Source organism: Mycetocola sp. CAN_C7, assembly GCF_015752285.1.
Lineage (GTDB): Bacteria > Actinomycetota > Actinomycetes > Actinomycetales > Microbacteriaceae > Mycetocola_A.
The window spans coordinates 412924-434574 of the sequence record NZ_JADOUY010000004.1; the positions used below are offsets into that span (position 1 = coordinate 412924).

The window sequence follows — 21651 nt, forward strand, 5'->3', positions numbered from 1 at the left end:
AGCCCGGATAGCGTGTCGCCATGGTTCTCGAGATGGCGACACGCCCGCAGTGGGATGCTGCCGCCCGCCGGGTCCCGGCTGTCGTCGCACTGGCGGCCGTTGCCGTGCTCGCCGTCGGAGTGAGTCCGCTTCTCGCCGGACCGCTCGCCGTCGCCGTGGGAACTGTCGACCTCGTGCGCATCGACGTCGCCGAGTTGCGCTTGCCCAACCGGATCGTGCTGCCGTGCTACCCGGTCGCCGTCGCCGGGATCGCGGCAGGAGGCATCCTCACCGGGGAACCCTCAGCCGCCGCTCTCGTGTCCTGTGCCTCCTGGCTGGTGTTCTTCCTCGTGCTCCACCTGACGGGAGGCATGGGGATGGGCGACGTGAAGCTCGCCGGTCTGCTCGGCCTCTGTCTCGGTTCGATCGGCGCGGTCTGGTCGATCGTCGGCATCCTTCTCGCTTTCCTGTTCGGGGGAATCGGCGCACTGATCGTTCTCGCCAGGCGTGTCGGCGGCCGCAACAGCCGGATCCCGTTCGGTCCGTTCCTGCTGGCCGGGTTCTGGGTGACGCTGGCACTCTCTCCGCTTCTGGCCGCGCCCACCCCATAGGCTGGAGAGCATGGAACAACGCACACTGGGCCGCACAGGCCGCCCCGTCTCGATCATCGGCCTCGGTACCTGGCAGCTCGGCTCCGACTGGGGCAGCGTCTCTGAAACGGACGCCCTCGGTGTACTCGACGCCGCCGTCGACGCCGGGGTGACCTTCTTCGACACGGCGGATGTCTACGGTGACGGTCGTAGCGAGCAGGTCATCGGCAAATTCCTGGCCGCGAACCCGGGCACCGACGTCGTCGTCGGCACGAAGATGGGCCGACGCGTCGAGCAGAAGCCGGAGAATTACACGCTCGCGAACTTCCGCGAATGGACGAACCGGTCCAGGTCCAACCTGGGTGTCGACCGCCTTGACCTCGTTCAGCTGCACTGCCCGCCCACGCCGGTGTTCTCCTCAGACGAGGTCTATGACGCCCTCGACACGCTCGTCGCAGACGGCGTCATCGCCAACTACGGTGTCAGCGTCGAAACCTGTGACGAAGCCCTCGCCGCGATCGCCCGTCCTGGCACGGCCAGCGTGCAGATCATCCTCAACGCGTTCCGGCTGAAGCCGCTCGAGCAGGTCCTTCCCGCGGCGAAGGCCGCCGGCGTGGGAATCATCGCCCGGGTGCCGCTCGCGTCCGGACTGCTCAGCGACCGATACACGCCGACGACCGAGTTCGCCGCAGATGACCACCGCACCTACAACCGCGACGGCAGCGCATTCGACGTCGGTGAGACCTTCGCGGGTGTCGACTTCGCTACTGGCGTGCGCGCCGCGTCCGAGCTCGCGTCGTTCGCCCCGGCCGGCCTGACGGCAGCGCAGGCGGCTCTTGCCTGGGTGAGCCAGCAGGACGGTGTGTCTTCGGTCATCCCCGGCGCCCGTTCTCTCGCCCAGGCCGAAGCCAACGCAGCGGCGGGCAACGCTGGCCCGCTGCCCGAGGAGTACCTCGCGGCGGTCCGCTCGATCTACGACGCCGACATCAAGAGCGCGGTGCACAACCGCTGGTAACACCGCATCGCACCGCAACCCGCGGTGTGCCGAGCGGCACAGGCCGGCCGTGCTGCACTTTCTTGTCGATGCTGCAGTTGCAACTGCAGCATCGACACACAAGTGCAGCATTGAGCACCGCCGCGGCAAGCCCGCACCACAGAATCGCCCGGCAGGTCTCGACGACCTGCCGGGCGATTCGTGGTCTGAGGATCTAGCCCGGGTGCGTCATCGACAGCAGGTCGAGGGCGCTGTCGAGCTGCTCCTCGGTGATGTCGCCACGCTCGACGAAGCCGAGGTCGATCACGGCCTCACGGACGGTGATGCCCTCGGCGACGGAGTGCTTCGCGATCTTCGCGGCCTTCTCATAGCCGATGATCTTGTTCAACGGCGTCACGATCGACGGTGACATCCCGGCGAGGGCTGCGGCACGGTCGAGGTTGGCTTCGAGGCCGTCGACGGTCTTGTCGGCGAGCACGCGTGATGCGTTCGAGAGCAGACGGATCGACTCGAGAAGTGCTGTGCCCATGACCGGGATCTGCACATTCAGCTCGAACGAACCGGATGCTCCGCCCCACGCGATCGTCGCGTCGTTGCCGATGACGCGCGCCGCGACCATGAGTACGGCCTCGGGAATCACCGGATTCACCTTGCCGGGCATGATCGACGAGCCGGGCTGGAGATCAGGGATGTGCAGCTCGCCGAGCCCGGTGTTCGGGCCTGAGCCCATCCAGCGCAGGTCGTTGCAGATTTTCGTGAGGCTCACGGCGATGGTGCGCAGGGCACCGGATGCCTCGACGAGGCCGTCACGGTTGGCCTGCGCCTCGAAGTGGTCGGCTGCCTCCGTGATCGGCAGCTCGGTGTCTTCGACAAGCAGCTCGATGACGAGCTGTGGAAAACCGGCGGGAGTGTTGATGCCGGTGCCGACGGCGGTTCCGCCCAGGGGAACCTCAGCGACCCGGGGGAGTGCCGAGCGGACGCGCTCGATGCCGAGGCGCACCTGACGGGCGTAGCCACCGAACTCCTGGCCGAGCGTGACGGGTGTCGCATCCATCAAGTGGGTGCGGCCGGACTTTACGGCGGTCTTCCACAGTTCGGCCTTCGCTTCGAGTGCGACGGCGAGGTGGTCGAGTGAGGGAATGAGGTCGTCGATAAGGGCGCTGGTCACCGCGATGTGCACGGAGGTGGGGAACACATCGTTGGAGGACTGCGAGCAGTTCACGTGATCGTTCGGGTGCACGGGCGAGCCGAGGCGGGTTCCGGCGAGGCTCGCGAGAACCTCGTTCATGTTCATGTTCGACGAGGTGCCCGAACCGGTCTGGTACACATCGATCGGGAACTGGTCGTCGTACCGACCAGAGATCACGTCGTCTGCGGCACCGCCGATGGCCTCGGCGATCGCCGGGTCGAGCACTCCCAGCCGGGCGTTGGCGGTGGCCGCGGCTTTCTTGATCCGGGCGAGGGCCGCGATCTGTGTCGACTCGAGTCCGGCACCGGAGATGGGGAAGTTCTCGACGGCCCGCTGCGTCTGAGCGCTGTACAGCGCTGCTGCCGGGACCCTCACCTCGCCCATGGTGTCGTGCTCGATGCGGTACTCGGTTGTGTTCGACACGGTGTGTGCTCTCCTTGGCTTGCCGGGCGACGCTACTCTGCGTCGGATGTTGGACTGATGTTTCCGATGATGACGTCGGGCACGGCCGTGCCCTCGAGAAGTTTGTAGTTCGCTCCGACGATACCGAGTGTTCCTGCTGCGACGGCGTCACTGATCATTTCGGAGCGTTCGAGCAGTTCGGCGACTGTGTCGCGGAGGTGCTCACGGCCGACCTCGAAGGCGTCAGCGGTCCACGGTTCGACGGCGCGCACCGTGGCCACGCGGGTGACGGCGGGCCGGATCTGCTGGATCAAGCGGTTGATGTGCGGAGGCAGCGGGGCGGCATCCGGCGCGAGGGAATCGATAGCGGCACGGACAGCGCCGCATTCGTCATGGCCGAGCACGACGATGAGCGGCACGTTGAGCACGCCGACCGCATACTCGATCGACCCGACGACCGAGTCCGAGATGACCTGTCCGGCGTTGCGCACGACGAAGAGGTCTCCGAGGCCTTTGTCGAAGATGATCTCGGCGGCCAGTCGTGAATCGGAGCAGCCGAAGAGCACGACATCCGGCGACTGGTTGTGCGCGAGAGACTCGCGTCGCTCGACGTCTTGCCGCGGATGCTGCGGTTCACCGGCAACGAAACGCGCGTTTCCGCGCTGCATCACTGACCAGGCTTTGCCGGGGCGGAGTGTCGGCATTATTCGCCTCCTGCTGTGTCGTCATTGGCTCGCACCTGATCGGCCAGGGCGGCTGCCACGGTGAGGAACTCGTCGTCGGATGCCGTGCCGAACAGCACGAAGGTGGATGCTCCGGCTTGCGTCGTCAGCGCGTATTCGACGTTGCCGACGTTGTTGCGTTCCCGATTGTCGTACACGGTCCACTCGATGCCGTCGACGACGACGGTGGCGGAGGCCGCAGACTGCCGGAGCTGCTGAGACAGCCAGGTCTCATTGGCGTCGAAACCCTGGGTGATGCCGAGGTACTGGTCGGTGGGGGAGATCAGCCCGATGTTCCAGGACGACACCCCGCCGGAGACGTCGGTCTCGGCGCGGTTCGAACTCCAGCTGCCCGGGAGCTCCGGGTCGGCGAGGGGGAAGTCCGATGCGGCCTGAGCTTCGGCGGCGACGGCGCGGTAGTCGACCTCCTCGAGCAGCGACGTGTCCGAGCGCGGCACGGCGAGGGCGATGATCGCGACCAGGGCGACACAGACGAGCAGCGAGTAGACGAGGTTGTTGACCGTCTTGCGGTTACGGTAGTTGCGGGAGTTCTCGGCCTTGCGTGCGGCGGTCTCTTCGGGAGTCTCGGGGCGGCCGAGTTCGGCGACGACGCGGGGTGGACGACGGGGGCTCATTCGGTGGACTGCGCCTCGCTCGGCTGTGCGGCTGCGCGCGCGGCGTCGAGCCGGGCTTTCGCACCGATCAGCCAGTCCTCGCAGCGGCGGGCGAGTGCTTCGCCCCGTTCCCAGAGGGCCAGCGACTGCTCGAGCGTCGGGGCACCCTGTTCGAGCTCGGAGACGACCCGGACGAGTTCGTCGCGCGCGTCTTCGTAGCTGAGGCTGGCCACCTCGGGGTTTTCTGGCATGGTCCAATCCTAACCGCGGTGTACGACAGGGTCAGCCGAGGCTCCATCGGAGTGAGCGTCGATGTCGCCTGAGGCGAGAGTGAGGGTGAACGGGGTCCCTGCCGGTGCGTTCTCAGCCGCTCGGAGAACGTGCCCGTCAGCCGACTGCGCGATCGCGTAGCCGCGGTCAAGGGTGCGCTGGGGTGACAGGGCGCGCAGGTGATTGCGCAGGTCGACGGTCTCTCGTGCCGCGTGGTCGAGCGCACGTTCGACGAGTTCTGACCCACGCGACACGAACCGGGTGAGTTCCTGGGCGCGGATGTCGACGATCCAGTCTGCGGATGCCAGTGCGGGCCGCGACCGGATCTGACCGATCTTCGCGGTCTCGGTCGACAGGTACGATGCCAATCTCGTTCCGAGGCGGGCATGCGCCTGCCGAACCCTTGCGAGTTCCTCGGTGACGTCTGGAACGACGCGCTTCGCGGCATCCGTCGGGGTGGAGGCGCGGAGGTCGGCGACGTCATCGAGGAGCGGCCGGTCGGCTTCGTGACCGATCGCGCTGACCACCGGGGTCTCGCACACGGCGACCGCGCGAACGAGGCGTTCGTCGCTGAAGCCGAGCAGGTTCTGGAAGTCGCCGCCACCACGGGCGACGATGATGACGTCGACCTCAGGGTCGGCGTCGAGTCGTTTCAGCGCCGACAGGACCTCCGGTACCGTGCGGTCGCCTTGCACAGCGGCGTGCACCACCCGGAAGGTGACGGCGGGCCAGCGCAGTTGAGCGTTGCGGAGAACGTCTTTCTCGGCATCCGAGTCCTTGCCGGTGACAAGGCCGATGCAGTGCGGAAGGAACGGAAGACGCTTTTTGCGTGCGACGTCGAAGAGACCCTCGCCGGCAAGCTGGGTACGCAGGCGTTCGAGGCGTTCGAGCAGGTCGCCGAGACCGACATGCTTCATCTGCAGCACCTGAAGAGTGAGGCTGCCGCCCTTGAGCCAGTAATTCGCCTTCACGAGAGCGACGACGTGGTCTCCGTGCTTCAGGTCGTCGGGGATGCGTGCCTTCACCGACGACCAGATCGTGAAGCCGACGGTGACGTCGTGATTGAGATCTTTCAGCTTGCCGTACACGTTGCCCGCTGAGAGACCCCACTGGGTGATCTCGCCCTCGACCCACACCGTGCCGAGGCGGTCGATGTAATCACGGATCTTCGCGCCGAGCAGGCCGACCGGCCACGGATTCTCTGCGGTTGCGGGGGCGTCAGGCATCCGTTCGCTCTCTTCCGTCTCGTCCAGCGCGTGCACAGAGGGAGCCACCTAGAATTGAGACGTGAGTGACGTAACAATCAGCCTGCCCATGCCGAGAATTCCCGGCGTGCGTTCGAGGCTCAAGGATACCCCGGTGGTCGGACATAAGCGGGTGCTGCTCGCTGCGCCCCGCGGGTACTGCGCCGGCGTGGACCGTGCCGTCATCGCCGTCGAGAAGGCGCTCGAACACTACGGCGCTCCTGTTTATGTGCGCAAGCAGATCGTTCACAACATCCATGTGGTGTCTGAGCTCGAGAGTCAGGGCGCCATCTTCGTCGAGGAAGTCGACGAGGTCCCCGAGGGATCACACATCGTCTTCAGCGCACACGGAGTGTCACCCGCCGTGGTGAACGCTGCCTCCGACCGCGGCCTCCAGGCCATCGACGCGACCTGCCCCCTTGTCACCAAGGTGCACCGGGAGGCCGTGCGCTTCGCCCGCGACGACTTCGAGATTCTGCTGATCGGCCACGAAGGACACGAAGAAGTCGAGGGCACGGCCGGTGAAGCCCCCGAGCACACGACACTCGTCGGCAGCCCGGACGAGGCCGACACCGTGCAGGTGAAAGACCCGGACAAGGTCGTGTGGCTCTCGCAGACCACACTCAGCGTCGACGAGACCATGGAGACGGTCCGACGCCTGCGGGCGCGGTTCCCCAACCTGCAGGATCCCCCAAGTGACGACATCTGCTATGCCACCCAGAACCGCCAGGTCGCCATCAAGAAGGTCGCGAAGGATGCCGACGTCGTCATCGTCGTCGGATCGGCTAACTCCTCGAATTCGGTGCGCCTCGTCGAGGTCGCGCTCGAATATGGGGCGAAGACGGCGTACCGCGTCGACTACGCCAGCGAGATCCAGCAGGAATGGATCGACGGGGCCGAGACGGTCGGGGTGACGAGTGGAGCATCGGTGCCCGAGGTCCTCGTATCCGAGGTGCTCGACAGCCTCGCTTCGGCAGGCTACGTCGACGTGCAGGAAGTGAAGACGGCCGAGGAGGACCTGATGTTCTCACTGCCCAAGGAGCTTCGGACCAACCTGAAGGGCGCCAAGGACTCCCGCGCGCTCGGCGGAAGGAGCCGACCATGAGCGACCAGCGCCCCCGCCCCCAGTTCGGCGAATACGCCACGCCTGAGGAACAGCAGAAAGCGATCAAGGTTCCGCTCGACGACGCCGAATCGGTGCCGGTCGAATCGCAGGTCTCTCCGTCGAGCCACATCAGCGTGCAGACGCCGCCGCAGCAGAAAGCCGCCCCTGGCGGCAACCGTTTCGCGACCGTCCTCCTGCTCGGTATCGGCCTTGTCACGATCCTGGTGTCGCTGTCGGCGCTCGCCGACCTTCCCACCGCGATCGATTCGGCCTTCTCGCAACTCGGGGTCGGCGACTTCACAGCAGTGTCGCTTGCGGCAACGATGGGCTGGACTGCGATCATTCTCGAAGTCGCGCTCTGGGGCTTCGCCCTGTGGTTGTCGCTCCGCGCCCTCAAGCGCGGCAAGGCGGCCTGGTGGATCCCCCTGGTCTTCGGAGTGGTCGCCAATCTGGTCGTGTTCGTCTGCGTCGCGATCGCCATGGCCGGCGATCCCTCGTTCATGGAATACGTGAACCGCACGAGCTGATTGCCTGACCGAGACGACGGATGCCCCGGCCGAGTCGGCCGGGGCATCCGTCGTTTCGCGGAAAAAGACCTAGCCGCGTGAGTGTCCTGCTGAACCGAGCTGACGGGTCGACTCGACGACGCGTGCAGCCATCGCGGACTCGGCGACCTTGCCCCAGGCGCGGGGGTCGTACACCTTCTTGTTGCCGACCTCGCCGTCGACCTTGAGCACGCTGTCATAGTTCTTCAGCATGTAGTCGGCGATGGCACGCGTGTACGCGTACTGGGTGTCGGTGTCGATGTTCATCTTGATGACACCGTTGGCGACGGCCTCAGCGATCTCGGCGTCGGTCGAACCGGACCCGCCGTGGAAGACGAGGTCGAGGGGCTTGGCGGCCGTGCCGTACTTGGCGGCGAGCCCGTCCTGGATCTCCTTGAGCAGTTCCGGCTTGAGCTTGACGTTGCCCGGCTTGTACACGCCGTGCACATTGCCAAAGGTGAGAGCGGCCATGTAGCGCCCGTTGTCGCCGAGGCCGAGGGCCTCAACGGTGGCGATAGCGTCATCGAGGGTCGTGTAGAGGTGCTCGTTGATGTCGTGGCTGACACCGTCTTCCTCGCCGCCGACGACGCCGATCTCGACCTCGAGGATGGCGTTGATCGCGCGGGTGCGCTTGATCATGTCTGTCGCGATCTCGAGGTTCTCATCGAGGGGAACAGCGGAACCGTCCCACATGTGCGACTGGAAGAGCGGGTTGCGACCGGCCTTGACCTCTTCTTCGGAGGCGGCGATGAGCGGCATCACGAAGCCGTCGAGGGCATCCTTCGGGCAGTGGTCGGTGTGCAGGGCAACGGTGACCGGGTAGTTCTTGGCAACCTCGGTGGCGAACTTCGCGAAGGCGATCGCTCCTGCTGCGCGGTTCTTCACGGTGTGCCCGGCGAAGTAATCTGCACCTCCCGTTGTGACCTGGATGATGCCGTCAGAGCCCGCTTCGGTCAGACCCTGCAGAACGGAGTTGATGGTCTGAGAGCTCGACACGTTGAACGCGGGGTAAGCGAAGCCTTTCGCCTTCGCGGTGTCAAGCATTTCTGCGTACTGCTCTGGGGTTGCGACGGGCATAGCTTCTCCTTGACGAGATGGATGTCTTCGCAATCAGTGTAGCGATCAGCCCTCTGGCGCCGTGTGCCTGCCGGACAGGGCAGGATGGAGCGGTGCCGTTCTCCACGCTGACCCCTGACATCCTCGAGGGCTTTGCCCGTGCCACCCGGGATGCGGCTGTCGCGGCCCTCGATCTGGTGGGGTCAGGCGACAAGACCGGGGTCGACCGGCTGGCCGTCGTCGCCATGCGGGATGCCCTCGCCCGGATCGCCGTCGATGGGCTCGTTCTCGTCGGTGAGGGTGAGAAGGATGAGGCGCCGATGCTCCACGTCGGCGAGCGATTCGGCTCAGGGGCCGGGACTGCCGTCGACATCGCGGTCGACCCGGTCGACGGAACCCGGCTCGCCGCCGAGAACCTTCCGGGATCGATGGCCGTCCTCGCCGTGGCCGAACGCGGCACTCTTTTCGACATCGGGCCTGCGCACTACATGGAGAAACTGGTGACGGATGCCTCGGGTGCGTCGCTCGACCTGGCGGCGCCGCTCGCGGCGAACCTGGTCCGGCTGGCGGATGCCCGTGGGTCCGTGGTCTCCGACCTCGTCGTCGCGGTGCAGGACCGCCCACGAAACGCCGGTTTCGCCGCTGCGGCCACCGCCGCAGGGGCCCGCGTCGAACTGTTCGCGGACGGCGATGTGGAACGGTGCCTGCGGGCGGCTCAACGCAGGACAGACATCGATCTGCTCGTCGGCATCGGGGGAGCGCCGGAGGGCATCCTCACCGCTGCCGCCGTGCGGGCGCTCGGCGGGCAGATGCAGGCCAGGCTCGTGCCGCAACGTCGCCGGGAGGCGGAGCGGGTGCGCCAGGCCGGGCTCGACACGTCGCAGGTGCTGGTGCTCTCCGACCTCTGCGCGGGGGATGCCTGGCTCTTCCTCACCGCGATCACCGAGTGCCGGCTCGAGGCCGGTCGGGTGGTCCCCGGTGTGCGGGTCGACGGCACAACGGTCGTGACGTCGTCGTGGAGCGCCGGCCCGGGCATCACGGTGCGCGGGACGTCCGCGCGCTCGGCGCGGTAGGAGCGGTCCGCGGGTGCTGACGCTCCGGCATCCGCGACTATATCCAGCTGTAAATTCAGGAGATTCTCGCGACGCGCCGTGGTGGGAGCGCGCCCATGCGGCGTGTCGCGACTTCTTCCTGAACTTGCAGCATTCGCCTGAATGTGAAACTGGCACGCAGCACCCCTGTCCAGTGCTGCCGATGTAACTGGCGCACATCCGTCCCTGTGGCTGCTGATCGCACATCCATAGCCGTGACTGCGCAGCACACATGCGTCACTGCGACTGCAGATCGCACATGCGTGCAGAGCCGTGGCCGCGGCGGGGTCGCGCGGATAAACTGGGCGGGTACACAGCGAGCCCGCCATCGCAACGCCGTCGTTTTCGATTAAGGACCATTGTGACCACTTCAGACTCACCGCTTCTCGCTCACCCCGACCGCAACCTGGCGCTCGAGCTGGTGCGCGCGACGGAAGCCGCAGCCATCCGTGCCGTTCCGTACATCGGGCGCGGCGACAAGCTCGCCGCAGACGGTGCCGCTGTCGACGCCATGCGTGCCTTTCTGGGAACAGTGAACTTCGACGGCGTCGTCGTGATCGGTGAGGGCGAGAAGGACGAAGCGCCGATGCTCTACAACGGGGAGCGGGTCGGCAACGGCCGCGGCCCCGCCTGCGACATCGCCGTCGATCCGATCGACGGAACGAGCCTCACCGCTGCCGGCAGGCAGAACGCCCTGTCGATGATCGCGGTCTCGGACCGCGGCACGATGCTCGACGCATCCAGTGTGTTCTACATGGACAAGATCGTCACGGGAGCCGAGGGGATCGGCGTCGTGGATATCCGTAAGCCGATCGGCGAGAACATCCGTGCACTAGCGCAGGCGAAGGGTAAGGACGTCGGCGACATGACCATCGCTGTGCTCGACCGGCCGCGGCATGCACAGCTCATCGACGACATCCGTGCGGCCGGTGCAGGGACGCGTCTCATGCTCGACGGGGACGTCGCGGGTGGTATCAACGCGGTGCGGGATTCGACCCGGATCGACATGTGCGTCGGAATCGGCGGCAGCCCCGAGGGCATCGTCACTGCGTGTGCCGTGAAGGCGCTCGGTGGACTGATCCAGGGCCGGTTGTGGCCGAAAGACGACCTTGAACGCCAGCGTGGCATCGACGCCGGGCTCAAGATGGACTACGTCTACGAAGCCAATGAACTCGTGTCGAGCGACAACACCTTCTTCGTGGCTACGGGTGTGACCGACGGCGGCCTCGTCGACGGCGTGCGGCGGATGGGTGCGACGATTCGCACCGAAAGTGTCGTGTTGCGATCGAAGTCGGGCACGATGCGGCGCATCGTCGCTGAGCACCTCGCCGAGAAGTGGCTGTGAACGAATCCAACGCCTGAACGAATCCAACGCCTGAAACGACAATAAGGGTCGAAACTCGTTGCGAGTTTCGACCCTTTTCGTCTTCGCAACGAGCGAACGCCCGCCGGAGGCCCCCGCAGTTCGGGGATCCGCAGTGCTGTGGCGGGCTGGGCGTAGTCAGCTGCCGGCGCGGTCGCGGATTTCCTGCGCGATTCTGCTGTCGAGCGCCGCATCGTCGGTACCGGGCTGAACGGTACCGAGCTGAACGGTGCCGGGCTGAACGTCGCCGGGCTGAACGTCGTCGAGCTCGGCGACCAACTCGACCGCCGCGAGGTCGCGCGCGGTGTCGTCGAGGGGTGTGAGCGCCGGGATCGTCTTCGACTCGTCGAGCACGTTGAGCTTGCGCGCCGACGGCAGCACCTGGCGCTCGAGCGAGCCGACGAACCGGTTGTAGTCGGTCACTGTGGTCTTCACCGAGCGCCCGAGCTTGTCGATGTGCCCGGCCATGGTCGACAGCCGGCCGTAGAGTTCGCGGCTGAGGTCGAACAGCGTCTTCGCTTCTTGCGAGACGACATCCTGCTGCCAGCTGAACGCCACCGTCTTGAGCACGGACCACAGGGTGACGGGGGAGGAGAGCGCCACCCGCTTGCTGAACGCGAACTCCATGATCGTCGGGTCGGCGTCGAGGGCGCTCGATACCAGTGACTCGCTCGGGATGAACGCGATCACCATCTCGGGGCTCGCATCGAGACCGTCCCAGTAGGTTTTGCTGCCGAGTGTGACGATGTGGTCGCGCACCGCTTTGACGTGCGCTTTCATCAGGAGTGCGCGGCGTGCCAGTTCGGGTTCGGATGCCGTGAGCGGGATCGCGCTGGCCTCGATGTACGAACTGAACGGAACCTTGGCGTCGACGGCGATGCTCTTGCCACCGGGCAGGTAGACGACCATGTCGGGGCGGCCTGCTCCGCTGTCGCTCGTGACGCTGGACTGCACGTCGAAGTCGACCCGCTCGAGGAGTCCGGCCGCTTCGACCACGCTGCGGAGCTGGGTTTCACCCCAGACGCCCCTGGTCGAGTTGTTGTTCAGCGCAGCCGCGAGCGACTCGGCTGTCGAACGGAGGCGCTCCTCAGCGTCGGTCGCGCTGCGCAACTGCTGTGCGAGCTCGCCGTGCTGGCGGCTGCGCTGCGACTCCAGCTCGGTCACCTTGTGCTGCATCTCCTGCAGGCTGTCGCGCACCGGGGCGAGGGCCTGCAACACGCGACTCTCAGAACGGGCGCGCTCCGCCTCGTCGTCGCGCTCGCGGCGGTGGCGCTCGACGAGATCCTGGTACTGGTCGCGTTGCGCGTCGATGCGGTCCTGCAGTGCGTCTGCGCGGGTTTCGGCCCGGGCGAGAAGCTCGGCGAGCTGAGCATGTCGCTCTGCCTCGCTCGCCCGCAGGCGTGCCAGCTCAGAATCGTGCCGGGCGTCGACGATGGCGGGGTCCGAGCCGGTGGTCGGTCGCCGACGCAGAAGAACGACGGTGGCCAGGGCGCCGACGAGCGCGCCGAGCACCACTCCGAGAACGAGGGTCGCGAGAGGGTCCATGCCGTCAGTGTCGCACCGACCGCCGACACGGGTGCGGAGGCGCAGCGCTGGCCACGAACCCGGGTGATCGGGTAGCCGCTGCGGCCGGCCGCGGCCGCGACCTCGATCCCCTCGCTGGCCCTCGAGCGGGGTGGAGACGGGCGCGGAGGCGCGTTCGAGAGACGCAAAACGTCGTCAAACCGGCAGATGACAGCAGTTCGCGTCTCTCGAAGCGGCGGGGCACGCTCAGCGCGGCCCCGATACGCTCGGGGCGAGCATCCGCATTCCCGCGCCGGCATGAGCCGTCGATACGCTGAAGGAATGGTGTCGTGGCGGGTGTATCTCTTTCTCGTCCTTGCCAACCTGTTCTGGGCGGGCAACTACGTGGTCGGGCATCTCGTGGCCGGTCGGATCAGCCCGCTGCAGCTCACGTCGATCCGCTGGGCCGTTGCGGCTCCGCTCCTCATCGCACTCGCGATGCTCATCGACCGGCCGGACTGGCGCGCCGCTCTCCGCGAGTGGCCGATGCACCTGCTCCAGGCCTGCCTGGGCCTCATCGCGTTCTGCCTCTTCAGCTACGAGGCGCTGACCCACACGACGGCGCTCAATGCGGCCCTCGTCGGTGCGACCAACCCCGCCCTCATCGCCGTCGTCGCTGCACTCGTGATCAGGCAACGGATGCGCCCTGCCGCGAGTACCGGCCTCGCCATCTCCCTGCTCGGGGTGCTGCTCATACTCACCGACGGCCAGCTCCTGCAGGTCTTCACCACCGATTACAACGTCGGCGGACTCTTCATGCTCGGGGCCGTCGCGGTGTGGACTGCGTACACCGTGATCGGTCGGAGCCTGCAGACCCCGCCAGTGGCATCCGCAGCCGTGCAGGCCGTCATGGCCGCCGTGCTTCTCGCCCCGGTCAGTCTCAGCATCGGAGGTCCGATGACGCTCGACAGCGCCGGCTGGTGGGGTGTCGCCTACATCTGTGTGTTCCCGTCTGTGCTCAGCCTCATGCTGTGGAATATCTCGGTGAAGAAGATCGGCGCGGCACGGGCCGGTGTCTATCTCAACCTCATGCCGGTGTTCACGGCCCTGCTGGCGCTGGCGATGGGTTCGCCGATCACGCTCGTGCAGCTCATCGGCGGTGCACTCGTGATCGCCGGGGTGTGGTTGACGAGTCGTCCTGCGCGGTCGGCGGACCTCATCGACACGGCCGGGCGCAGCGCCGTTCGTTAGGCTGGCGGCGACGGAGGAGGACGGATGCGTGACCGGAGCCGGCTGGAACAGCACGCCCGGTCGTTCGGCCAGGCAGCTGATGTCTATGCCGCGTCCCGTCCCGGCTATCCACAGGATGCCGTCGACTGGCTCGTTCCGTCGGACGCGCGCACCGTCCTCGATCTCGGCGCTGGCACCGGCAAGCTGACCACCCTGCTCGCGCGGAGCGGTCGCGAGGTGATCGCCGTCGATCCGTCTGCCGACATGCTCGCGCGGCTGACGGCATCCGCCCCTGACGTCGAGGTGCATGTCGGAACGGCTGAGAGCATCCCGCTCCCGGACGCCAGCGTGGACGCCGTCACCGTCGCACAGGCCTGGCACTGGGTGGATGCCGCACGCGCGGTCCCCGAGGTGGCGCGGGTGCTCCGTCCCGGTGGAACTCTCGGCCTGGTCTGGAACACCCGCGATGAGAGCGTCGACTGGGTCGCCCAGCTCGGCGAGATCATGGGGGGAACGGCGCACTACGAGATGGCAGACGATGCGCCGCCGGTCGGGTCGCCGTTCACACCGCTGGAATCATCGACGACACGATGGCTGCAGCCGCTCGCTCCTGCCGCGGTGCTGGATCTCGTGCGCTCGCGGAGCTATTTTCTGGTCAGGACGGCCGGTGAGCAGGATGCGACTCTCGCCGCGGTACAGGATCTGCTCGACAGCCACCCCGACCTGGCCGGGCGCGTGACGATCGAGTTGCCGTACGTCACCGAATGCTTCCGAGCGCGGCTCGGAGCGGATCGCCCGGTACGATAGACGCTCGTGGCTCTAACTATCGGTATCGTCGGTCTTCCTAACGTCGGCAAGTCAACCCTGTTCAACGCGCTCACCAAGAACCAGGTGCTCGCGGCAAACTACCCGTTTGCCACGATCGAGCCGAACGTGGGTGTCGTGAACCTGCCCGACGCCCGGCTCCCAGTGCTCGCGAAAATCTTCAGCAGCGAGCGCATTCTGCCCGCCGCCGTGTCGTTCGTCGACATCGCCGGCATCGTGCGTGGCGCCAGCGAGGGGGAGGGGCTCGGCAACAAGTTCCTCGCCAACATCCGAGAAGCGGATGCCATCGCGCAGGTCATTCGCGGATTCGCTGATGAAGACGTCGTGCACGTCGACGGCGCCGTGAACCCGGCGGGTGACATGGAGACCATCAACACCGAGCTGATCCTCGCCGACCTGGAAACCCTCGAGAAAGCGCAGTCGCGTTTCGAGAAGGAGGTTCGTGGCAAGAAGCTCGACCCGAGCGTTCTCACGGCGGCCGAGGCGGCGAAGGCCTGCCTCGACTCGGGTAAGCCGCTGTCGAGCTCGGGGCTCGACCTCGAACCGATCAAGGAACTCGGGCTCCTCACCTCGAAGCCGTTCATCTACGTCTTCAACATCGACGAGGCCGTGCTGCAGGACGACGCGAAGCTCGCCGAACTCGCTGCGCTCGTTGCCCCGGCGAAGGCGATCTTCCTCGACGCCAAGCTCGAGTCCGAGCTCATCGACCTCGACGCCGACGACGCTGCCGAGCTGCTCGAGTCCACGGGCCAGACCGAGTCCGGCCTCGACCAGCTTGCCCGCATCGGCTTCGACACCCTCGGCCTGCAGACCTACCTCACGGCAGGTCCGAAGGAGACGCGCGCCTGGACCATCCCCAAGGGTGCGAAGGCGCCGCAGGCCGCCGGCGTGATCCACACCGACTTCGAGCGTGGCTTCATCAAGGCCGAGGTCATCTCCTATGACGACCTCGTCGAGACGGGTTCGGTCGCAGAGGCACGCGCGAAGGGGAAGGCCCGGATGGAGGGCAAGGACTACGTGATGACCGATGGCGACGTGGTCGAGTTCCGGTTCAACGTCTGATCGCTGAGCCGGTGACAACGATCCGCAGGCACATCGCATGAAACTCGGCAGTGGTGAACACTACGGTTGGGATCGTCCGCGCACCGTTGTGTTCGTCGACGTCCGCGACGGCGTCGAACTCGAGTGCGAGTTCGCACGGCTGCGGGTTCCCGCCGGCGCAAAAGGTGGACCACTCGAGGTGATGGTGCGGCTCCGCGTCGGCCGCATCGAGCCGTGGCGTGCACCAGATCCGGGCGAGCGGATCGAGGTGCAGGCGTGGCAGATCGACGAGGACCAGGCGGAACTGCTCGACCTCGAGACCGAGCTCGGCGAGGCCGGTCGGTGGACGCCGCCCCAGCGCAACCCGGACCTCTGGCTGTGGGTCGAGGGCTGAGCGGAACGCACCGATCGTCGCCGACGATCTGGTCCGTGAGTCATGGCTAGTCTGGGAGTCATGGGCAAACTCTTCGACTCCATTGATGACACGTTGAAGGCGTGGATCGAGGCGCAGCCGTTGTGGTTCGTCGGGACCGCCCCTCTCGCTGCCGATGGACACGTCAATATGTCTCCACGCGGGCACGACTCGTTCTCGGTCCTGGGTCCCAATCGGGTGGGGTGGGTCGACTACACGGGCAGTGGCGTCGAGACGATCGCCCATCTCCGTGAGAACGGTCGAGTGTGCCTGATGTTCGCGTCGTTCGACAGCCGCCCCCGAATAGTACGGTTGCACGGTCGGGGAACGGTTTCCCTGCCAGGCGACGCGGACTTCGACGAGGTTGTGGCGCTCCACCCTGACAACCCGAGCACCCGCGCCGTCATCACGGTCGATGTGACCAGGATCAGTGACTCCTGCGGTTGGGGTGTACCCGTCATGGAGATGACCGGTGAGCGTGATCTCATCCGGCTTCACGCGGAGAAGAAGGGCGCGGCGGGCATGACGGCGTACCGGGCCCAAAAGAACACGCGGAGCATCGACGGTCTCCCCGGGCTCACTGCATAGACTCGGGTCTCGTCATCCACGCCGGGTTCGCCGACGGTCCGAGATCGCCGGTGGCGCTGTCGAACCGTGAGAAGCCAGGCCGTCGTCGAGGTGCTGAGGTCAGGGTCGGATCCCAGATCGCATCGTGCTTCTGCGCCCTCCCGGTGAGGTCAGCCAGCCGTCATGTCACCCGTGAACGGGACCGACCCCGTCGGGCCGTACCGCAGCAGGACGGTCCCCTTCGCCGAGGCAGGTTCTGCAGCGATGAGTCTGAGCGCTGTGGGCGGTCCGTCATCAGGGAACAGTCGCTTTCCGCGGCCGACCACGATCGGGTACACCCAGAGGTTCAGCTGGTCGAACAGGCCTTCGGCGATGAGCGTCCTGGCGAAGTCGATGCTCCCGACCACGTGGATCTCCCTGTGCCGCTCGCGCAGCGTCGCCAGTTCCGCGGCAAGGTCGCTGCCGAGCAGGTGTGAATCGCGCCAGGGCAGTTCCGGGTTGCCCCGAGACACGACGTACTTGGGGATCGAATCGAATGTGCGGGCGATGTCGCCATCCGGCCCGTCGAGCTGGTGTGGCCAGTAAGAAGCGAAGATGTCGTAGGTGCGGCGGCCCAGCAGCAGAGCATCCATCGCTTGAATCCCCCTCGACACCTGAGCGCCGTCTGTCGCATCGATCAGCGGAGCCTGCCAGCCGCCGAAGGCGAATCCGCCGTCCGGGTCCTCGTCCGGACCGCCGGGAGCCTGGGCGACCCCGTCGAGGGTGGTGAAGTGGTCGATGTGGATGCGGCCAGACATGAAGCCTCCTTCGGTGCGGTGACGACCGCTCAATCGTCGATGACGGCAAGCCCGCGGCGTTCGAGGTCGGCGAGGCCGACTCGCATGGCCTGCAACTGCTCTGCAGAGTGTCCGACCCACTCGACCAGTTCACCGACAACGCGCACTGGTTGGCGGGTGCGGTATGACCGGGTCGGGTTGCCGGGAAACTTCTTGTCGGTCACATTGGGGTCGTCCTCGATCGTGCCCGTCGGCTCCACGATATAGATTCGCTGACGACCGGTTCCCACGGCCAGTTCGGCGCCCCACGCGGCAGCATCCAGCGTCGCCGTCAGATAGAGGTGGTTGGAAGTGCGTCCTCCTCCGAAGTTCGAGGAATGGCCGGGAACGAGCAGATCGCCCACGGCCAGGTCCGCTTTCGTCCCATGAAAGAGCGCCCCCGACTCGTGGACCTCGAATGGTTGAGGTTCGTTCGCCATACCCGCTCCCAGACGTATCGGTTCGACCCGGCGTGGCTGGTGGTAGTGGCATCCGTCCCGCCCGACTCTCGTCTGGCTAGTACACCGGAAGGTTGGCGCCGCAGTCAATGCCGTACGGTGCGCAGAGGTGGTTCGGCTGGATGCCGGCCGGCCCCCTGCACTGACCCGTCACCGCAGAACACACCATCGTCGGACCAGACAACGTCAGCTCGTTGGTCGCCGTCCACGCATAACCTCGTTCGCGCGCCGCGGCGATCTGCACGGCGTTGCCCGTCGCCGTTTCGACGATTTCGGAGGTTTCGGCTCCGTACCAGTACCTGCCGTCCGGGCTGAGCGCGTTGCCGAAGTCGGTGGGTTTGTCATCGAAAAACGGGAAGGTCGTCATCGTCCGCCCTGTTTCGTCGTCGAACTCCACCCCGTTGCCGTACACCGCCCAGATTCCACCGCTGACGTCGTTGTAGTAGCGGCCGGGCTCCTGAGTGGTGGGAGGGGTATCCGTCGACCACGCCCAGAATCCGATATCCGCGCCAGGAACATCCGGGAAGCCCGTGGTCGGATCGGGTGTGGCGAAGAAGACCATCCCGTCGTCGACGGATGCGAGCACGACGACATCGCCGGCTGGAACATCCAGAGATGTGCGTGCCAGCACATCTCCCGTGCTCGCTTCCACGACGACGAGGGCACCACGGGTGTCATCGTCGGTGGTCTCCACCCAGGACACGAGGTCATACTCGGGATTGCCCACGATGTCACGGTTGTCTCGCCAGGCCGGGAATCCGGTCGACTCGCTGGGACGCGCTGTGCGGGGATCGTTCCAGGGGTCTGCGCCGATGATTTTCTTCTCCCCCATCAGAGTTCTTCCAGACGATCTCGGACGACGCCGGATCGACATACACAATCCCTGTCGAAACGAGAGTGAAGACCGAGACCTGATCTGCCCGTTGTTCGTCCGCGGAATCAACGGGTCGTGACAGGTTCCAGACGCCGATACCCGCCAAGACGGCGACTCCGAGGGCACACACGAGAAGCGCACGCAGCCGGTCCCTTTCCTGTGTGCGCTGTGAGTGCATTCGAGCCTGCCCCACGAGTCCTCCTCGACAGAAGCTCCAGGAAAAATCCTCCCGCCGTTGTCGATCGGTGTCTAGCGGGGCAGCTCGAGAACGTGCAAACGAACGGCAGGCGCAACCGAGAACCGGTGCTGGAAACTACCTCGCGCGTGAGATTCGCGCGTACTACGACACGCCGTTGGAGGGCGACCTGGCACTGCAGGCCGCTTTCGGCGCCGCGGTCGTGTACGGCCCCTGGCACCTCAGCGAGAGCACGGTCCAGAGGGGAGAGATCTTCGATCACCCCGCCCGGAGTGATCGCGAAATGCAGCTCAAGATCCTCTACCGCACCCTGCGGGACCAGGCGAACACCGCCGTCGTCGCCGCATCACGAGGCGACGTCACTGACGAGATCCGCGGGTACATCGCTCATCACTCGGGCGTGGCGCTCGGAGATCGCGACCTCATTCTGTCGCAGGTCGATGGATTGCCGGTGGGACTGGATGGACGGGACCCGCGTTCGGATCCGCAGGACGCCTAGAAGTTCTTTCCGGCCCACGGGTCGTAATCGACCTCGAGTTCCGCCTGTGCCGGCCGCTCGCCGTCGGGAACATGCTGCAGGTTCACCCGAATCCGGTACCAGAGGGAGCTCGATCCCCGCATCCCGTCGACGAGCACATCGGCCGGCTCGAGTTGCTCGGCAACCCGCGGATGCCTCACCCTCCAGCGATCCAGTCCCGCGAGGGCTTCCGTCCTGGTCCTGGCCCGAGCGATCTCGATCAGCGGCATCGTCGACATCCGTCGCCCTGACCCGTCGGACGATTTCGGGGCTTTCTCGGCCGGCCCCATCTCTTCGGCGAGCTCGAGGAGCGAATCGAGGCTCCCGACAGCATCGTCGATTCCGTGCGCCGGATCTCCGCGCTCCGCGAATCGTCGCAGCACCGTGTGCACGCTGAACCCCTCCGGACGGCATCCGGGCACCTCATCCCAGTCGAGCGGAGTCGACACACGGGCATCGGTCGTCGCGCGAACCGAGTACGCAGACGCGACGGTGCGATCCTTGGCGTTCTGGTTGAAGTCGACGAAGACGCTTTCGCCGCGCTCTTCCTTCCACCACCGCGCAGTCGCCAGCCCCGGAGCGCGCCGCTCGACCTCGCGAGCCAGGGTTTCAGCGGCGAGCCGCACCTGGCGAAAGTTCCAGCGCGGTTCGATCCGTGCGTAGATGTGGATGCCGCGGGAACCGGATGTCTTCGGCCAGCCCACCAGTCCATGGTCGGTGAGTACCTCCCGGGCGATCATCGCGACGTCGACGATCTGACGCCAGTCGACGCCTGGCATCGGGTCGAGGTCCACCCGCAGCTCGTCGGGGTGGTCGAGGTCTTCGGCGCGCACCGGATGCGGGTTGAGGTCGATGCAGCCGAGGTTCACTACCCACGCGAGGGAAGCGGCATCCCGCACCACCACTTCTTCGGCCGAGCTGCCCGAGGCGTACAGGAGCGTGGCGGTATCGATCCACTCGGGTCGCTTCTCGGGTGCGCGCTTCTGGAAGAATGCTTCCTGGTCGATCCCCTTCACGAAGCGCTTGAGAACCATCGGCCGTCCATCGACGCCGCGCAGGGCGCCATCGGCGACCGCGAGGTAATACTCAACGAGATCGAGTTTGGTGATTCCGGGCTCGGGGAACACCAGCTTTCCTGGATTGGAGATCGACACCTCGCGGCCATCGATCTCGAGCATGTGTGCGGGGCTCTTCGTTGGGCTCACGGGCTCACCCTAGACCTGGGTGGGGGAGCGGCGGCAGCCCTTGCGACGAGTCAACCGCCGTACTGACCGGTGATCGTGATCGGCGTACCGTTGTCCGCGCAGACCTGGGTGACGATGTCTGAGGCTGCGGAGAACTCGTCGCTGTCGAAGAGTGAGTCGGGGTCCCCATCCGCCTGAGCGACAGCGTCGGCCAGGCCCGGAAGTTGCTGCCCGATCAGGCCCTGTGAGGTCGAGGAGAGCGCGGTGAGGGCTTCGCCCGCCCGGTCGAGGACCGTCCTCCAGCCAGCAGCGTCGATTTCGCCCAGTCGGATGCCCTCTCGCGCGTTGCGCAGCGAACTCTCGACGGCAGACAGCTGTTCACAATCGGCTGCGATCGCGGCGTTGGGTACCGTCTCCACTGAGGTGAAGGAACTGGCCAGAGCGAAGGACGCGTCGTCGGAATACAAGGCGACGCTCACGACGAGTGCGTTGGTGTGGGTGACCGGCAACGTGTACGACCGTGGTCCGATGCAGGACCCGTAGCGGTCGCCCGCCATGTCGCCGCCCAGGCTGATGTTGAAGAGGCCGCCGGTGCAGGCGAAGTGGATCCGGAGAGACTTCGCGCCCCTCGGCACAGCAACGCTCTCACTCACCTGCCCCTGGCCGCCGAAGTCGACGCCCGGCCAGGTCTGCTCCGTGCCTTCCGCAGCGGGTGATGCGCTCGCCGACTGGACCGTCTCTGCCGGTTCACGCACGGTGCACCCGGTGACGGACAGTGACAGTGCGAGTGCCGCCAGGACGGCAGCTGTCGTTCGACGCATCTCTTCCCCCGCTCGATCGTGTGATCAGGCTCAAAATAGCAGCA

The 21651-nt window shown here is 66.3% G+C and carries 24 protein-coding genes; 12 read left to right on the forward strand and 12 right to left on the reverse strand.

Features of this window, described 5'->3' with window-relative positions; translation table 11 throughout:
* Positions 1-20: 20 nt before the first annotated feature.
* Both IWX78_RS11345 and IWX78_RS11350 read left to right on the forward strand, forming a co-directional pair.
* On the forward strand, positions 21-590 hold the full coding sequence (locus IWX78_RS11345; protein ID WP_196833628.1) for a prepilin peptidase: 570 nt from the start codon (positions 21-23) through the stop codon (positions 588-590).
* 10 nt (positions 591-600) lie between these two features.
* Complete coding sequence (locus IWX78_RS11350) at positions 601-1584, forward strand: aldo/keto reductase (protein ID WP_196833629.1); 984 nt, start codon at positions 601-603, stop codon at positions 1582-1584.
* Between the two features lie 193 nt (positions 1585-1777).
* Here the strand turns inward: IWX78_RS11350 and IWX78_RS11355 are convergent, their stop codons facing one another.
* Genes IWX78_RS11355 through xseA form a run of 5 tightly spaced genes read right to left on the reverse strand, consistent with a single transcriptional unit; the run spans position 1778 to position 6013 of the window.
* On the reverse strand, positions 1778-3175 hold the full coding sequence (locus IWX78_RS11355; RefSeq protein ID WP_196833630.1) for a class II fumarate hydratase: 1398 nt from the start codon (positions 3173-3175) through the stop codon (positions 1778-1780).
* A gap of 32 nt (positions 3176-3207) precedes the next feature.
* Complete coding sequence (locus IWX78_RS11360; RefSeq protein WP_196833631.1) at positions 3208-3858, reverse strand: carbonic anhydrase; 651 nt, start codon at positions 3856-3858, stop codon at positions 3208-3210.
* Positions 3858-4511 carry a DUF4245 domain-containing protein gene (locus IWX78_RS11365; RefSeq protein ID WP_196833632.1) on the reverse strand — a complete coding sequence of 218 codons (654 nt, stop codon included), beginning with the start codon at positions 4509-4511 and terminating at the stop codon, positions 3858-3860. The genes IWX78_RS11360 and IWX78_RS11365 overlap by 1 nt, the downstream gene beginning before the upstream one ends.
* The gene (locus tag IWX78_RS11370) at positions 4508-4741 is read right to left on the reverse strand and encodes an exodeoxyribonuclease VII small subunit (protein WP_196833633.1); all 234 of its coding nucleotides are present in this window, start codon (positions 4739-4741) and stop codon (positions 4508-4510) included. Before IWX78_RS11370 ends, IWX78_RS11365 begins: the two co-directional genes overlap by 4 nt.
* 9 nt (positions 4742-4750) lie before the next feature.
* Entirely contained in the window at positions 4751-6013 is a 1263-nt protein-coding gene (gene xseA / locus IWX78_RS11375; RefSeq protein WP_442929249.1) for an exodeoxyribonuclease VII large subunit, read from the reverse strand.
* Positions 6014-6074: 61 nt separating this feature from the next.
* Between xseA and IWX78_RS11380 the strand changes: the two genes are divergently transcribed.
* Both IWX78_RS11380 and IWX78_RS11385 read left to right on the forward strand, forming a co-directional pair.
* A complete protein-coding gene (locus IWX78_RS11380; protein ID WP_196833746.1) occupies positions 6075-7109 on the forward strand; it encodes a 4-hydroxy-3-methylbut-2-enyl diphosphate reductase in 1035 nt (344 codons plus the stop codon).
* A complete protein-coding gene (locus tag IWX78_RS11385) occupies positions 7106-7636 on the forward strand; it encodes a DUF6264 family protein (RefSeq protein ID WP_196833634.1) in 531 nt (176 codons plus the stop codon). The genes IWX78_RS11380 and IWX78_RS11385 overlap by 4 nt, the downstream gene beginning before the upstream one ends.
* Before the next feature lie 69 nt (positions 7637-7705).
* Here IWX78_RS11385 and fbaA read toward each other — a convergent pair whose 3' ends face one another.
* Positions 7706-8731 carry a class II fructose-bisphosphate aldolase gene (gene fbaA, locus IWX78_RS11390; protein WP_196833635.1) on the reverse strand — a complete coding sequence of 342 codons (1026 nt, stop codon included), beginning with the start codon at positions 8729-8731 and terminating at the stop codon, positions 7706-7708.
* A gap of 92 nt (positions 8732-8823) precedes the next feature.
* On the opposite strand from fbaA, the gene IWX78_RS11395 reads away from it, so the two are divergent.
* Both IWX78_RS11395 and glpX read left to right on the forward strand, forming a co-directional pair.
* Positions 8824-9783, forward strand: a complete 960-nt coding sequence (locus tag IWX78_RS11395) for a fructose-bisphosphatase class II family protein (protein ID WP_196833636.1) — start codon at positions 8824-8826, stop codon at positions 9781-9783.
* A gap of 379 nt (positions 9784-10162) precedes the next feature.
* Entirely contained in the window at positions 10163-11146 is a 984-nt protein-coding gene (gene glpX, locus IWX78_RS11400) for a class II fructose-bisphosphatase (RefSeq protein ID WP_334684696.1), read from the forward strand.
* A 156-nt stretch (positions 11147-11302) separates the two neighbouring features.
* Here glpX and rmuC read toward each other — a convergent pair whose 3' ends face one another.
* Positions 11303-12709, reverse strand: a complete 1407-nt coding sequence (rmuC, locus tag IWX78_RS11405) for a DNA recombination protein RmuC (protein WP_196833638.1) — start codon at positions 12707-12709, stop codon at positions 11303-11305.
* A 276-nt stretch (positions 12710-12985) separates the two neighbouring features.
* Here rmuC and IWX78_RS11410 point away from each other — a divergent pair, with 276 nt between their 5' ends.
* The 5 genes from IWX78_RS11410 to IWX78_RS11430 are packed head-to-tail and all read left to right on the forward strand — an operon-like array spanning position 12986 to position 16763.
* On the forward strand, positions 12986-13918 hold the full coding sequence (locus IWX78_RS11410) for a DMT family transporter (protein WP_196833639.1): 933 nt from the start codon (positions 12986-12988) through the stop codon (positions 13916-13918).
* A 24-nt stretch (positions 13919-13942) separates the two neighbouring features.
* Entirely contained in the window at positions 13943-14704 is a 762-nt protein-coding gene (locus tag IWX78_RS11415; protein WP_196833640.1) for a class I SAM-dependent methyltransferase, read from the forward strand.
* 6 nt (positions 14705-14710) lie between these two features.
* Positions 14711-15784 carry a redox-regulated ATPase YchF gene (gene ychF, locus IWX78_RS11420; protein WP_196833641.1) on the forward strand — a complete coding sequence of 358 codons (1074 nt, stop codon included), beginning with the start codon at positions 14711-14713 and terminating at the stop codon, positions 15782-15784.
* Between the two features lie 37 nt (positions 15785-15821).
* Positions 15822-16157, forward strand: a complete 336-nt coding sequence (locus IWX78_RS11425) for a hypothetical protein (RefSeq protein ID WP_196833642.1) — start codon at positions 15822-15824, stop codon at positions 16155-16157.
* Between the two features lie 60 nt (positions 16158-16217).
* The gene (locus IWX78_RS11430; RefSeq protein ID WP_196833643.1) at positions 16218-16763 is read left to right on the forward strand and encodes a pyridoxamine 5'-phosphate oxidase family protein; all 546 of its coding nucleotides are present in this window, start codon (positions 16218-16220) and stop codon (positions 16761-16763) included.
* Between the two features lie 149 nt (positions 16764-16912).
* Here the strand turns inward: IWX78_RS11430 and IWX78_RS11435 are convergent, their stop codons facing one another.
* From IWX78_RS11435 to IWX78_RS11445, 3 genes are all read right to left on the reverse strand, one after another.
* Positions 16913-17539: a dihydrofolate reductase family protein gene (locus tag IWX78_RS11435; RefSeq protein ID WP_196833644.1), complete on the reverse strand. Its 627-nt coding sequence runs from the start codon at positions 17537-17539 to the stop codon at positions 16913-16915.
* A 29-nt stretch (positions 17540-17568) separates the two neighbouring features.
* Entirely contained in the window at positions 17569-17997 is a 429-nt protein-coding gene (gene arr, locus IWX78_RS11440; RefSeq protein WP_196833645.1) for an NAD(+)--rifampin ADP-ribosyltransferase, read from the reverse strand.
* 76 nt (positions 17998-18073) lie between these two features.
* A complete protein-coding gene (locus IWX78_RS11445) occupies positions 18074-18847 on the reverse strand; it encodes a hypothetical protein (protein WP_196833646.1) in 774 nt (257 codons plus the stop codon).
* Between the two features lie 395 nt (positions 18848-19242).
* On the opposite strand from IWX78_RS11445, the gene IWX78_RS11450 reads away from it, so the two are divergent.
* A complete protein-coding gene (locus IWX78_RS11450; RefSeq protein WP_196833647.1) occupies positions 19243-19584 on the forward strand; it encodes a hypothetical protein in 342 nt (113 codons plus the stop codon).
* Here IWX78_RS11450 and ligD read toward each other — a convergent pair.
* Both ligD and IWX78_RS11460 read right to left on the reverse strand, forming a co-directional pair.
* Positions 19581-20807: a non-homologous end-joining DNA ligase gene (gene ligD / locus IWX78_RS11455; RefSeq protein ID WP_196833648.1), complete on the reverse strand. Its 1227-nt coding sequence runs from the start codon at positions 20805-20807 to the stop codon at positions 19581-19583. The genes IWX78_RS11450 and ligD overlap by 4 nt on opposite strands.
* A 50-nt stretch (positions 20808-20857) precedes the next feature.
* Positions 20858-21607, reverse strand: a complete 750-nt coding sequence (locus tag IWX78_RS11460; protein WP_196833649.1) for a hypothetical protein — start codon at positions 21605-21607, stop codon at positions 20858-20860.
* Positions 21608-21651: the final 44 nt, after the last annotated feature.